This window comes from Bradyrhizobium sp. Bra64, from assembly GCF_024519875.1.
In the GTDB taxonomy this organism is placed as follows: Bacteria; Pseudomonadota; Alphaproteobacteria; order Rhizobiales; family Xanthobacteraceae; genus Bradyrhizobium; species Bradyrhizobium japonicum_G.
On sequence record NZ_JALJRD010000002.1, the window covers coordinates 352768 to 365172 of the forward strand.

A 12405-nucleotide genomic window follows, 5' to 3' on the forward strand; every position below is an offset into this window, starting at 1 on the left:
GGGACCTGACATGGACTATTTCAAGCGCTTCAACTTCCTCTTCGCCGCACCCGTGTTCGACGCGGACGACCTCGAAGGCATCCGCTTCAACCAGATCATCGAGGAGATCCAGCGCTCCGGCTTCGAGGTGGTCCGGGCCCGCAAGCTGGAGGACGCCGAAATCGCGGTGCAGACCGATGCCGCGATCGGCTGCATGGTGGTGGACTGGGGCAAGAAGGGCCTGGAGGGCAAGACCTCGGCGCTGATCAATCTGATGCGGCGGCGCGGCCTCGATTTCCCGATCATCCTCCTGATCCGGCGCAAGCGCTTCGAGGATCTCCCCGTCGAGGTGCTCGACTTCATCGACGGCTACGTCTTCCTGTCCGAGGAAACCCCGACCTTCATCGCCAAGAACCTGATCAGCCGGCTCAAGCAATATGCCGAGACGCTGAAGACACCGTTCTTCGGCGCGCTGGTCGACTATGCCGAGGAAGGCAACCAGCTGTGGACCTGTCCGGGCCACAATGGCGGCGTGTTCTACAACCGCAGCCCGATCGGCCGGGTCTTCGTCGAGCATCTCGGCGAATCCGTCTTCCGCGACGATCTCGACAATTCCGTGCTCGACCTCGGCGACCTCCTTACCCATGAGGGACCGGCACTGAAGGCGCAGAAGGAAGCCGCCCAGATTTTCGGTGCGGAAAAGACCTATTTCGTGCTCAACGGCACCTCGACCTCGAACAAAGTCGCGCTCGGCGCGCTCGTGACCGACGGCGACCTCGTGCTGTTCGACCGCAACAATCACAAGGCCGCTCATCATGGCGCGCTGATGATCAATGGCGGCGTCCCGGTCTACGTGCCGACCATCCGCAACGCCTGGGGCCTGATCGGCCCGATGCGCTGGGATATGCTCGACGAGAAGGCCTTGCGCGAGGCGATCCGCAACCATCCGCTGGTCACGGACAAGGATGCCTGGCGCAAGGAGCGGCCGTTCCGCGTCGCCGTGGTCGAGCAGTGCACCTATGACGGCACGATCCACAGCGCCGAGATGATCCTGAAGCGCATCGGCCATCTCTGCGAGTACATCCTGTTCGACGAGGCCTGGGCCGGCTTCATGAAGTTCCACCCGCTCTATGCCGGCCGCTTCGCCATGGGGCTTGCGAACCTTTCCCCCGAGGCGCCCGGCATCATCGCGACGCAGTCGACCCACAAGCAGCTCGCGAGCTTTTCACAGGCCTCCCAGATCCACGTCAAGGACCGCCACATCCGCGGCCAGAAGCGGCGCGTCGAGCACCGCCGCTTCAACGAAAGCTTCATGCAGCACGCCTCGACCTCTCCCTTCTATCCGCTGTTCGCCTCGCTCGACGTCGGTGCGCAGATGATGAAGGGCCGCTCCGGCGAGGTGTTGTGGGACGACACGATCCGCCTCGGTATCGAGCTGCGCAAGAAGATCCGCGCGATGCGCCGGGAGTTCGAGGAGAAGGAGCAGAAACCGGACCGGCGCTGGTTCTTCGAACCCTTCGTTCCCGATCGCGTCGCCATTCCCGATCTCAGCCGTCCCGGCGCGGCGCACAATGTCGCCTGGGAAACGCTCTCCACCGACGAGCTCGCCACCAATCCCGCACTGTGGCAGCTCTCTCCCGATACCAACTGGCACGGCTTTCCTGGCCTCAGCGAAGGCTTTGCCATGACCGATCCGAACAAGCTGACGCTGCTCACCCCCGGCTTCGATCGCGCCAGCGGCGCTTATGCCGAGCACGGCATTCCCGCGCCGGTCGTCGCGCAATATTTGCGCGAAAACCGCATCGTCCCCGAGAAGAACGATCTCAACTCCCTGCTCTTCCTGCTCACGCCCGGGGTCGAGGCGAGCAAGGCCGGCACGCTGATCTCCGGTCTCGTCGCATTCAAGAGGCTGCACGACGACAACGCGCTGCTGGCCGACGTGATCCCGGAATTTTATCAGCGGCGACAGGCGCGCTATGCCGGCGTGAGGCTGCGCGACCTCTGCGGCGAGATGCACCGCTTCTTCCGTGCCGCCGATGTCAGCGCGCTCCAGGCTCGGCAGTTCATGCCCGAGCACATGCCCGAGATCGCGATGTCGCCCCGTGATGCCGCGCGTTATTTGTTCCGCAACGACGTCGACTATCTGCCGATCGAGGCGATCGCGGGTCGCATCGCCACCACGCCGTTCGTGGTTTATCCGCCCGGCATTGCCACCATCGTGCCCGGCGAGCGGCTGACGGAACGGGCCAAGCCCATGGTGGATTATCTCAAGATGTTCGAGACCTGCTTCAACACGTTTCCGGGCTTCGATGTGGAAATCCAGGGCGTCTACAAGGAGATCGATGCGCAGGGGCGTATCGGGCTCTATACGTACGTCGTTGCCGAGTAGTTGCCGATGAACGAGACGGCGGTTGCACGTCAGGATGACGAGCCGGTGCTGGTCCGCACCTCACGCGAAAGCGACGTCGAGGCGATGCTGGCGATCTACCGCCATCACGTCCGCACTGGCGTGCCGCGCGACGTCGAGGGAACCGGCGCGCCGGAGCCCGACGATCTGCGCGACCGGCGCAAGAATCTGAAGCAGACGCGCCTGCCGCATCTGGTTGCGACCTATCGCGGCGAAGTGGTGGGCTATGCCTATGCGGTGCTGTTCCGCAAGCGTCCGGCCTATCGCTATACGGCCAAGCACTCGATCTACGTCCACCACGCGCATCTCGGCCGTGGGGTCGGACGGCTGCTGCTCCAGGGAATGATAGACGCCTGTGCCGCGGCCGGCTTCCGCCAGATGATCGGCTATATCGATGCCGACAACGCCCCGTCGCTGGCGCTGCACGAGCGGTTCGGTTTCACGCGCGCCGGCCTGCTCAGCGGTGTCGCCTATCGCCACGGCCGCTGGTCCGACACCGTCATGGTGCAACGGTCGCTCGGCGCCGGGACGACGGCGCCCCCGCCTGTCACGACTCCGGGCCGGTAGGTCTCACGACGGAAAGTCAGCCGGTCTGACCTGGATGCGGTCGGCATGCAACGACCAGTGATGCAACGCCTGGTCCTTGCAAAACCTGGCCTTCGCCCGCTCCCGGGCCTCGTCCTCATCGGAGGCGTCGATCTCGAGCGTGCCTTGGCACACCTCGATCTGCCGGCCGTACTGGCCGAGCACGTCCTTCATGAACCTGACGACATAAGTTGACATGGGACCTCCTGCCTGCCCCGGCGGCACTCTAATCCCATTTAGCCTGACTGCGGGAGGGGGATTTTGACGCGGATCAAGGTGGGAGGGCGGTTCTCGCCACCGTGTCGTTCCGGCGGCCCCTACCCCGGCGTCACCCCGAAGGCCTGCTTGAAACGCTCCGCGTAGACCGGCCAGACCTCCGGATTGATCAGGCGCGGCGGACGCTTGCCGTCCAGCACGTCAAGAACCTGCTCGGCGGCGATCCGGCCCATGTTCTGGCGGGCCTCGATGGTGACGCCTGCGGTATGCGGGCTCGCCAGCACGTTGTCGAGCTGGAGCAGCGGATGCTCCGGCGGCGGCGGCTCCTTGGACCAGACGTCGAGGCCGGCGCCGGCAATACGCTTGTCGCGCAACGCCCCGAGCAGCGCGTCCTCATCATGGATGAAGCCGCGCGCCGTGGTGACGAAATAGGCATGCGGCTGCATCAGCCCAAACTCGCGCACGCTGATCATGTTGCGGCTGCCCTTGTTGAGCGGGCAGGAGATCGAGACGAAATCTGCGCGGCGCAACAGCTCATCGAGCTCGACCTTCTCGCCGCCGCGCTCGGCCATCACCTCGGCCGACAGGTACGGATCATAGGCCAGCACCTTCATGCCGAGCAGGCCCTTGCACAATGCGGCGATGCGGCGGCCGACATTGCCGAGCCCGATGATACCGACGGTCTTGTGTTCGACCTCGTTGCCGACGAGCTCGTTGCGGTTGACGTCGCGCTCGCGGCGCAGGCGGCGATCGGACTGGATGATGCGCTTGGACAAGGTCAGCATCATCGCCAGCGCGTGCTCGGCCACGGAATGGGCGTTGCCGCCGGACTGGTTGACGACCAGCACGCCCGCGTCCGTGCAGGCCTCGACGTCGACCGGATCGAATCCGGCGCCGTTGCTGGAGACGAGCAGCAGGTTCGGCGTCCGCTTCAGGAAGGCGGCGTCGACATGGAAATGAGGCGCGAGCTCGTCGCGGGCGGCGCCGATCTGGTAGACATGGGCGGCACTGATGATCGGCGCGTAGAAATCCTCGGGGCTCTCGTTCTCGATGCGATCGAGCCGGACGTCGGGCCGCGCCTTCAGGATGTCGATGTAGATCGGATTGGCCAAATAATTGGAGTAGAAGACGCGCTTGCTGTTGACGGACATCAGGACCCTTCCGGCTCTCTCGAGGAGATCCGCAAGGCCGGCGCATCGAGCACCCCTTCCATGCGTCCCTCCGCTTTTTTTCGTTGCCGCCCCCTATGACATGGCGGTGCCGGCCGCGGCAGGCCATCTGGCGCAGATCACGGTCCGGCCCGGACATGTTGACAATCCGGCCCGCCGCGTCAAGTTCGGCAGACCGCCGTGACGTCCGAAAAACCAAGAAGCATGCGCGGCTGAAGGGAGAACGCAATGGCGATTGCGGAACAGCAGTCCTCGCCCCAGGCGAAACAGGAGTCCAGCGACAGGAGCTGGCACGGCATCGTGCAGCAAACCCTGAAGCGGAACGAGATCAGCCTGATCCCCTACGTGCCCGACCGCGTGCTGACGCCGCTGATCAAGAACCTGCACGCCGATCCGTTCTTCACCACCTTTGCCACCGCCCGCGAGGAGGAGGCCGTCGGCATCGTCTCGGGCGCCTGGATGGGCGGACGACGCGGAGCAGTGCTGATGCAGACGTCCGGCTTTGCCACGCTCGCCAACGTGCTGGCCTCGCTCGCGGTGCCCTACCAGATTCCGCTGATCATGTTCGTCTCCGAGCGCGGCACGCTCGGCGAGTTCAACTACGGCCAGTCGCTGGTCTGCCGCACCATGCGTCCGGTGCTGGATTCGCTGGCGCTCGAACACCACACCATCACCCGGCTCGACGAACTCGAATTCATTGCGGACCGCTCGATCAAGCAGGCCGTCACCACGCAGGCGCCGGTGGCGCTGATCCTCAACCCGCTGCTCACCGGCGGCAAGACTTTCGACAAGTGAGGTCGGCCAAATGAGTTCTAAAATGAACACGCGCAATACCAAGGTGATGAACCGCTTCGATGTGACCTCGCGCCTGATCGCAAAACTCAAGCACGAGGAAGCCGTGATCGGCGGCATCGGCAACACCAATTTCGACCTCTGGGCCGCCGGCCATCGCCCGCAGAATTTCTATATGCTGGGCAGCATGGGCCTCGCTTTCCCGATCGCGCTGGGCGTGGCGCTGGCGCAGCCCGATCGCCGCGTCTTCGCGCTCGAAGGCGACGGCTCGCTGCTGATGCAGCTCGGCGCGCTCTCGACCATCGCGGCCTTGAAGCCGAAGAACCTCATCATGATCGTGATGGACAACGGCATCTACCAGATCACCGGCGCGCAGCCGACGCCGGCGTCCAGCGTGGCCGACATCGTCGCCATCGCTGCCGGGTCGGGCCTTGGCAACAGCGCCTGGGCGGCGGACGAGGAGGATTTCGAGCGGCTGGTCGACGAGGCCATGGCGGCTGGCGAGCCCAGCCTGATCGCCGTCCGCATCGACGACAAGCCGGGCGTGGGGGCCACCCGCAGGGATCCCGTGCAGATCCGGGAACGCTTCATGCACGGGCTCGGCGTGCGCGAGCCACTTTAAAGTTTCGTCATTAACTACACGGCGATCTGATGCCGGCGCCCCGGCAGGCTGCTGCAATCCGTGCTAAGCGGATCGGATGTCCATTTTGGTTCGCTCCTCCGCCTGGCTGCTTGCCGCCGCCGTCGCCTTTGCAACCCTCGGCCCGCCCGGCCTGCGGCCCCATTCCGACCTCGGCCAGGACGGCGAACATGCCCTTGCGTTCATCCTGGTGGGATTCGCCTTCGGCCTCGCCTACCGGAGCCGCCGGACGTCCGTCGCGGCCATCTCGGTGGTCCTGATCGGCCTGCTCGAGCTGATGCAATTCTGGGCGCCGGGACGGCACGCGCGGCTCGAGGACTTTCTGGTCGATGCCGGCACCGCCTGCGTCGGCTTCACGCTCGCGGCCATCGCCGATTGGGTCAGGACCCGGTTTCGCGCAAATTCGGCCCTGACAAGCCAAGGCCCCGCGGAGTGATGCTCCGCAGGGCCCGCCTCTTCAAAGCTCAACGTCCGATCAGTCGATGATCTTGACGACGCGGCGTGTGCGCGGCTCCACGATCACGCGGCGATCGTTCACAACCGCATAACGATATTCGGTGTAGTTGGGCACGGGGCGCAGCACCACGGTCGCGGGCAGCGGCTCGCCGACCACGACGCGCTCGTGAACCACCACGGAGTCATCGCGCGGGATTCCACCCAGGATCGCATTCGGGATTTCCAGGCCAGCACCGACGGCCGCACCGACCGTGCCGCCGACCATGGCTCCGACCGGGCCGCCAATGTCGCCGCCAGCGCGTGCGCCGTTCCTGGCGCCTTGTTCGGTCGTCGACTGAGCAAAGGCTGCACTCGACGCCAGCAGTGACGCGGCAACCAACGAAATCGCAAGACGGGTTTTCATGTGCTTATGTCTCCAGTGATTGTCCTGCGCTCACAACCCGCGGGGCCGGACCATTGTTCCGGTTCCCGCGTGACGAAAGACAGGCCAAATCTGGCAAATCTGGAGAGTGTTACTGTGTAACACTTACACCGCCGAAATCTCGTGCCCTGCCATCAGTTCCAGCGCGCGCACCATCGCCGAGTGGTCCCAACCCTTGCCGCCATGCGCGGTGCAGGACGAGAACAATTGCTGCGCCACTGCCGTGCTCGGCAGCGACAGGCCGAGCGCGCGGGCGCCTTCGAGCGCGAGGTTGAGATCCTTCTGGTGCAGCTCGATGCGAAAACCCGGATCGAAATTGCGCTTCACCATGCGCTCGCCATGCACCTCGAGAATGCGCGACGACGCAAAGCCGCCCATCAGTGCCTGCCGCACCAGCGCCGGATCCGCGCCGGCCTTCGATGCGAACAGCAGCGCTTCGCTCACCGCCTCGATCGTCAGCGCGACGATGATCTGGTTGGCTACCTTCGTCGTCTGGCCATCACCATTGGCGCCGACCCGGGTGACGTTCTTGCCCATCCTGTCGAAGACCGGCTTCATGGTGCCAAAGGCGCGCTCGGGGCCGCCGACCATGATGGTGAGGCTCGCCGCCTTGGCACCGACCTCCCCGCCCGACACCGGGGCGTCGAGATAATCCGCGCCGAGTGCCTCGATCTTCTTTGCGAACTCTTTCGTTGCGAGCGGCGAGATCGAGCTCATGTCGACCACGATCTTGCCCTTGGAGATACCACTGGCAACGCCGTCCTTGCCGAACAGCACGGCTTCCACATGCGGCGTATCCGGCACCATGATGATGACGGCATCGGCCTCCTCCGCGACCTCCTTGCCCGACTTGCAGGCGACACCGCCGGCCGCGATCAGCTCGGGCGGGACCGGGGCGACGTCATGCAGGAGAACGCGATGACCAGCGGCCAGAAGATGGCCGGCCATCGGCCGTCCCATGGTGCCAAGTCCGATGAAGCCGATTTCGATCATGGTTTTGGTTTCTCTCAGTTGCATTAGTGAAGTTTCATCCACGCGCTCGGTGCTCCTCTCCCGCTTGCGGGAGAGGTCGGCGCAGAGCGCCGGGTGAGGGCTCCTTCCACCGGGGATTTTCTCAGTGCACCTCAACGAGCCCTCCCCTCTCCCGCAGGTGGGAGAGGGAGCGCACCGTCGCTGCGGCTACAGTTTCACGTCTCGAATGTCTGCGCGGCGTGCCAGGACAGGCCTTCCAGCGTCGTGGTGCGCGGCTTGTATTCGCAGCCGATCCAGCCGCGATAACCGATCGCGTCGAGGTGGCGGAACAGGAACGGATAGTTGATCTCGCCGGTGCCGGGCTCGTGGCGGCCGGGATTGTCGGCGAGCTGGATGTGCGCGATCCGGGGCAGATATTCCTGCATGGTGCGGGCAAGATCGCCCTCCATGATCTGCATGTGATAGATGTCGTACTGGATGAAGAGATTGTTCGACCTCACCTCGGAGATCAGCTGCACTGCCTGTTCGGTACCGTTGAGGTGGAAGCCGGGAATGTCGAGCGTGTTGATCGGCTCGACCAGCAGCTTGATGTTCTCCCGCGCCAGCGTCGAGGCGGCGAAGCGCAGGTTCCCGACCAGCGTCTCGTTGAGCTCGCGCGGATCGGCGTCGACAGGCGCGATGCCGACCAGGCAGTTGAGCTGCTCGCAATCGAGCGCCTTGGCATAGTCGATAGCGCGGAACACGCCGTCGCGGAATTCGGCGACGCGATCAGGCAGGATCGCGATGCCGCGCTCACCCGCTGCCCAGTTTCCGGCTGGCAGATTGTGCAGCACCTGCGTCAGCCCATGGTCATCGAGCTGCTCGCGCAACAGCGCCTTGTCGAAATCATAGGGGAAGAGGTACTCCACCCCGGAAAAGCCCGCCGCCTTCGCCGCGGCAAAGCGGTCGACGAACGGCATCTCGTTGAAGAGCATGGTGAGGTTGGCGGCAAATTTCGGCATGATGCTGTGCTCCTACTCTGCCGGCTGCAACACGCCCGGCCGCGCCCGCTCGACCTCGTCGAGTGGCAGATCCAGCACCTCCTCGAACTCGACGATGTTGTCGATCTCCGTGCCCATCGCGATGTTGGTGACGCGTTCGAGGATGAACTCGACCACCACGGGCACGCGATGCTTCGCCATCAGCTCGCGCGCGGTCGCGAATGCGGCCTGCGAGTCCTTCGGGTCGGTGACGCGGATCGCCTTGCAGCCGAGCCCCTCGGCGACTGCGACATGGTCGACGCCGTAGCCGCCGAGTTCGGGCGCGTTGATGTTCTCGAAGGAGAGCTGGACGTGGTAGTCCATGTCGAAGCCGCGCTGGGCCTGACGGATCAGGCCGAGATAGGAATTGTTCACGACGACGTGGATGTAGGGCAGATTGAACTGCGCGCCGACCGCCAGCTCCTCGATCAGGAACTGGAAGTCGTAGTCGCCGGAGAGCGCGACGATGGCGCGATCGGGACACGCCGCACGCACACCGAGCGCGGCGGGCAGCGTCCAGCCGAGCGGACCTGCCTGCCCCGCATTGATCCAGTTGCGCGGCTTGTAGACACCCAGAAACTGCGCGCCGGCGATCTGCGACAGGCCGATCACGGTAACATAGGTGGTATCGCGGCCGAAAGCCTTGTTCATCTCCTCGTAGACGTGCTGCGGCTTGATCGGGACGTTGTCGAAATGGCTCTTGCGCAGCATCGATCGCTTGCGATCGCGGCAGGCCGCGGGCCACGCCTGGCGCTCGCGGAGCCTGCCCGACCGGCGCCACTCCCTGGCGACGGCGACGAAGAGTTCAAGCGCGGCCTTGGCGTCCGAGACGATGCCGAGATCGGGATTGAACACCCGCCCGATCTGGGTCGGCTCGATGTCGACATGCACGAAGGTGCGGCCCTTGGTGTAGGTCTCGACCGAGCCGGTGTGACGGTTGGCCCAGCGGTTGCCGATACCGAGCACGAAATCGGATTCGAGCATCGTGGCGTTGCCGTAGCGGTGGCTGGTCTGAAGGCCGACCATGCCGGCCATCAGCACGTGGTCGTCGGGGATGGCGCCCCACCCCATCAATGTCGGCACTACCGGCACGTTCGCGATCTCGGCGAATTCGACCAGGAGGTCCGAGGCGTCGGCGTTGATGACGCCGCCACCCGCGACGATCAGCGGACGCTCGGCGGCGTTGAGCATGTCCAGCGCCTTCTCGACCTGCTTGCGCGTCGCGGCTGGCTTGTAGACCGGCAGCGGCTCATAGGTCTCGTCGTCGAACTCGATCTCGGCGAGTTGCACGTCGAGCGGCATGTCGATCAGCACCGGTCCCGGCCGCCCCGAGCGCATCACGTGAAACGCCTGGCTGAACACGCGCGGCACCAGCGCCGGCTCGCGCACCGTCACCGCCCATTTGGTCACGGGCTTTGCGATCGACTCGATATCCACCGCCTGAAAATCCTCCTTGTAGAGCCGTGCGCGCGGCGCCTGGCCGGTGATGCAGAGGATCGGAATGGAATCGGCGATCGCCGAATAGAGCCCGGTGATCATGTCGGTTCCCGCCGGCCCCGACGTGCCGATGCAGACGCCGATATTGCCGGCCTTCGCCCGCGTGTAGCCCTCGGCCATGTGCGAGGCGCCCTCGACATGGCGCGCAAGAATGTGGCGGATCGAGCCGCGCTTCTTCAGCGCCGAGTAAAGCGGGTTGATCGCAGCCCCGGGAACGCCGAAGGCGGTCGAGATACCTTCCTTCTCCAGGATACGCACGGCAGCATCGATAGCTCGCATCTTCGCCATATCGGACCTCGCTCAGGTTGCGTCAGCGAGCGGGATCATCAGGCGCGCAAGATGCGATCTCAACGAGATCGATTTTATTTTCCACGATGCGGCAGCCGCGGAAAAATCGCGGCGGCTTCAGTCAGTTAGGCGAAGACAGGCGTGAAAGCGGATCACTCGAACAGCGGCGCCAGCTCCATCTGCGGCACCAGCACGAGGCCCTTGTCGGTGATGCGAATTTCCGGAATGACCGATAGCGGAATCAGATTGAAGCCCATGTAGGGGATGGTGCAGCCGGCTTCCGCCCATTCCTTCTTCAACACCTTAACCTCTTCGGCCACCTCGGTGACGCGCTTGTCGGACAGCAGGCCGGCGATCGGCAGCGGAACCAGCGCCCTCACCTTGCCGTCGGCGACGACACAGACGGCGCCCTGGTGTTGCTTGATCGCGGCAATCGCCACTTGCATGTCGCCCTCGTTGGTGCCGGCAACGATGATGTTGTGGCTGTCGTGCCCGACGCTGGAAGCGACCGCGCCCCGCTTCAGGCCAAAGTCCTTCAGCAGGCCATAGGCGACGTTGCCGGCGGATTTGCCGTGGCGCTCGACCACCGTGACGAAGCACAGGCCATAGCGCGCGAACAGCGACGGCCAGTCCTTTGCGGGCTCGATCGCGACCTTCTCGTGGATCAGCGTGATGCCCGGCAGTGCGGTCCTGATCGCGTTGACGGTGCAGGCCTTGGCCGGCAGCGCCGGCGTCAGCTTGACCTTCTCGGGCAGCTTCACGGTCGCATAGGCCGCCTTTGGATATTGATAGCGCTGCGACAGCGCCTGATCGAGCCGGGAGGTGATCTTGCGGTTCTCGACCACGAGCTCGCCGCCATACCAGGTGCATTGCGGCTTTAGATTGTCGTCCGTCAGCACCAGATCGGCGCGGCGGCCACCGCCGAGCCCGCCGATGTCGCTGTCCATGTTGAAGCGCGTCGCGCCATGCAGCGAGCCCATCGACCATGCTTGCTCGGGCGACATCCCCGCTTTCACGGCCTCGCGCACCACCCAGTCGAGACCGAACAGAAGGAGGTCGTCGGCATCGCGGTCGTCGGTGCACACCGCGGTGCGCTTGTGCGAGGCGCCGAGCTCGGTGATGGTCCGGATCGCCTGCGGCAGCGAGTGCCACGGCGTAGTCGGCGGTCCCCCGCGCAGGAAGACCCAGACGCCGGCATCGAGCAAATCGTCGGCGATGTCGCGGTCGATCGCCTCGTGCGTATCGGTGACGCCAGACGCCGCATAGGCCGCCACAAACTCGCGGCCGTAGACGTGTCCGGACACCGGGCGTCCGCGCTTCAAGGCGGCGGCGAGGATCGCATGACTGCGCTCGTCGCCCATGGCGACAGGCACGAAATCCATCTTCTCGCCGAGCGCGACGGCTTCCGGCCAGCGGTCGAACAGGGCGGCGATCTTGTCGGGCGTGAGATCGCCGCCGGCGGTCTCCAGTTCCGCCGACGTGGCCGGCACCGTCGACGGCACCGTCAGGAAGATCGAGAGCGGCGCCTCGCGCGCATCCTCGAGCATCGCCTCGACGCCGGCGACGTCCATGACGTTGCCGATCTCGTGGCTGTCGCAGAAGATCGTGGTGGTGCCGTTGAGGAGCGCGGCCTCGGCATAGGCGCAGGCCGTCACCATCGAGGATTCGATGTGGATGTGCGGGTCGACCAACCCCGGCGCGATAATGCCGCCGGCCGCGTCATAAACCGCAACGTCGCTCCACACCTTCCTGGCCATGCCGGCCGGCTTCACGGCAGCGATGCGGCCACCGGTGATCCAGACCTCCCGCCCGGGATGAATGCGTTCCGAATAGGTCGAGAGCACCCGCGCGCCGGTGACGACGAGATCCGGCCCGAGACGCGCGGAAGCGACATCGGCCAGACGCCGGGTCATCGAATGCAGGGGTGCGACGGCGAAGCGGGTGAGTTTGGTCATCGGGACCCT

Annotated in this window: 12 protein-coding genes; 5 read left to right on the forward strand and 7 right to left on the reverse strand. The window is 65.1% G+C overall.

The genetic code is table 11. The features are described from left to right. Positions 1–10 precede the first annotated feature (10 nt). Positions 11–2368: an Orn/Lys/Arg decarboxylase N-terminal domain-containing protein gene (locus NR187_RS09200; RefSeq protein ID WP_256806311.1), complete on the forward strand. Its 2358-nt coding sequence runs from the start codon at positions 11–13 to the stop codon at positions 2366–2368. A 6-nt stretch (positions 2369–2374) separates the two neighbouring features. Beyond that, complete coding sequence (locus tag NR187_RS09205; protein ID WP_211383001.1) at positions 2375–2953, forward strand: GNAT family N-acetyltransferase; 579 nt, start codon at positions 2375–2377, stop codon at positions 2951–2953. Between the two features lie 3 nt (positions 2954–2956). On the opposite strand, the gene NR187_RS09210 is transcribed toward NR187_RS09205, so the two are convergent. Next, complete coding sequence (locus NR187_RS09210; RefSeq protein WP_211383000.1) at positions 2957–3169, reverse strand: hypothetical protein; 213 nt, start codon at positions 3167–3169, stop codon at positions 2957–2959. Between the two features lie 119 nt (positions 3170–3288). Further along, positions 3289–4338, reverse strand: a complete 1050-nt coding sequence (locus NR187_RS09215; RefSeq protein WP_211382999.1) for a hydroxyacid dehydrogenase — start codon at positions 4336–4338, stop codon at positions 3289–3291. A 246-nt stretch (positions 4339–4584) separates the two neighbouring features. Here NR187_RS09215 and NR187_RS09220 point away from each other — a divergent pair, with 246 nt between their 5' ends. From NR187_RS09220 to NR187_RS09230, 3 genes are all read left to right on the forward strand, one after another. Further along, positions 4585–5151: a thiamine pyrophosphate-binding protein gene (locus tag NR187_RS09220; RefSeq protein WP_211382998.1), complete on the forward strand. Its 567-nt coding sequence runs from the start codon at positions 4585–4587 to the stop codon at positions 5149–5151. 22 nt (positions 5152–5173) lie between these two features. Continuing rightward, on the forward strand, positions 5174–5770 hold the full coding sequence (locus tag NR187_RS09225) for a thiamine pyrophosphate-dependent enzyme (RefSeq protein ID WP_249128952.1): 597 nt from the start codon (positions 5174–5176) through the stop codon (positions 5768–5770). A 76-nt stretch (positions 5771–5846) separates the two neighbouring features. Then, positions 5847–6224, forward strand: a complete 378-nt coding sequence (locus tag NR187_RS09230; RefSeq protein ID WP_211382996.1) for a VanZ family protein — start codon at positions 5847–5849, stop codon at positions 6222–6224. 39 nt (positions 6225–6263) lie between these two features. Here NR187_RS09230 and NR187_RS09235 read toward each other — a convergent pair whose 3' ends face one another. The 5 genes from NR187_RS09235 to NR187_RS09255 form a co-directional block, all read right to left on the reverse strand. Next, positions 6264–6647: a DUF1236 domain-containing protein gene (locus NR187_RS09235; protein WP_211382995.1), complete on the reverse strand. Its 384-nt coding sequence runs from the start codon at positions 6645–6647 to the stop codon at positions 6264–6266. A 123-nt stretch (positions 6648–6770) separates the two neighbouring features. Then, on the reverse strand, positions 6771–7682 hold the full coding sequence (locus NR187_RS09240; protein ID WP_249128951.1) for a 2-hydroxy-3-oxopropionate reductase: 912 nt from the start codon (positions 7680–7682) through the stop codon (positions 6771–6773). A 170-nt stretch (positions 7683–7852) separates the two neighbouring features. Further along, a complete protein-coding gene (gene hyi / locus NR187_RS09245) occupies positions 7853–8638 on the reverse strand; it encodes a hydroxypyruvate isomerase (RefSeq protein WP_211382993.1) in 786 nt (261 codons plus the stop codon). 12 nt (positions 8639–8650) lie between these two features. Further along, on the reverse strand, positions 8651–10441 hold the full coding sequence (gene gcl / locus NR187_RS09250) for a glyoxylate carboligase (protein ID WP_256806313.1): 1791 nt from the start codon (positions 10439–10441) through the stop codon (positions 8651–8653). Positions 10442–10593: 152 nt separating this feature from the next. Beyond that, complete coding sequence (locus NR187_RS09255) at positions 10594–12396, reverse strand: adenine deaminase (protein WP_211382991.1); 1803 nt, start codon at positions 12394–12396, stop codon at positions 10594–10596. Positions 12397–12405: the final 9 nt, after the last annotated feature.

Excerpts from the sequence above, each read along its gene's own strand:
- NR187_RS09230 (WP_211382996.1), top strand. The coding sequence starts at position 5,847 with ATGTCCATTTTGGTTCGCTCCTCCGCCTGGCTGCTTGCCGCCGCCGTC.
- NR187_RS09235 (WP_211382995.1), bottom strand. The coding sequence starts at position 6,647 with ATGAAAACCCGTCTTGCGATTTCGTTGGTTGCCGCGTCACTGCTGGCG.
- gcl (WP_256806313.1), bottom strand. The coding sequence starts at position 10,441 with ATGGCGAAGATGCGAGCTATCGATGCTGCCGTGCGTATCCTGGAGAAG.
- NR187_RS09240 (WP_249128951.1), bottom strand. The coding sequence starts at position 7,682 with ATGCAACTGAGAGAAACCAAAACCATGATCGAAATCGGCTTCATCGGA.
- NR187_RS09220 (WP_211382998.1), top strand. The coding sequence starts at position 4,585 with ATGGCGATTGCGGAACAGCAGTCCTCGCCCCAGGCGAAACAGGAGTCC.
- NR187_RS09205 (WP_211383001.1), top strand. The coding sequence starts at position 2,375 with ATGAACGAGACGGCGGTTGCACGTCAGGATGACGAGCCGGTGCTGGTC.
- NR187_RS09255 (WP_211382991.1), bottom strand. The coding sequence starts at position 12,396 with ATGACCAAACTCACCCGCTTCGCCGTCGCACCCCTGCATTCGATGACC.
- NR187_RS09210 (WP_211383000.1), bottom strand. The coding sequence starts at position 3,169 with ATGTCAACTTATGTCGTCAGGTTCATGAAGGACGTGCTCGGCCAGTAC.
- NR187_RS09215 (WP_211382999.1), bottom strand. The coding sequence starts at position 4,338 with ATGTCCGTCAACAGCAAGCGCGTCTTCTACTCCAATTATTTGGCCAAT.
- NR187_RS09200 (WP_256806311.1), top strand. The coding sequence starts at position 11 with ATGGACTATTTCAAGCGCTTCAACTTCCTCTTCGCCGCACCCGTGTTC.
- NR187_RS09225 (WP_249128952.1), top strand. The coding sequence starts at position 5,174 with ATGAACACGCGCAATACCAAGGTGATGAACCGCTTCGATGTGACCTCG.
- hyi (WP_211382993.1), bottom strand. The coding sequence starts at position 8,638 with ATGCCGAAATTTGCCGCCAACCTCACCATGCTCTTCAACGAGATGCCG.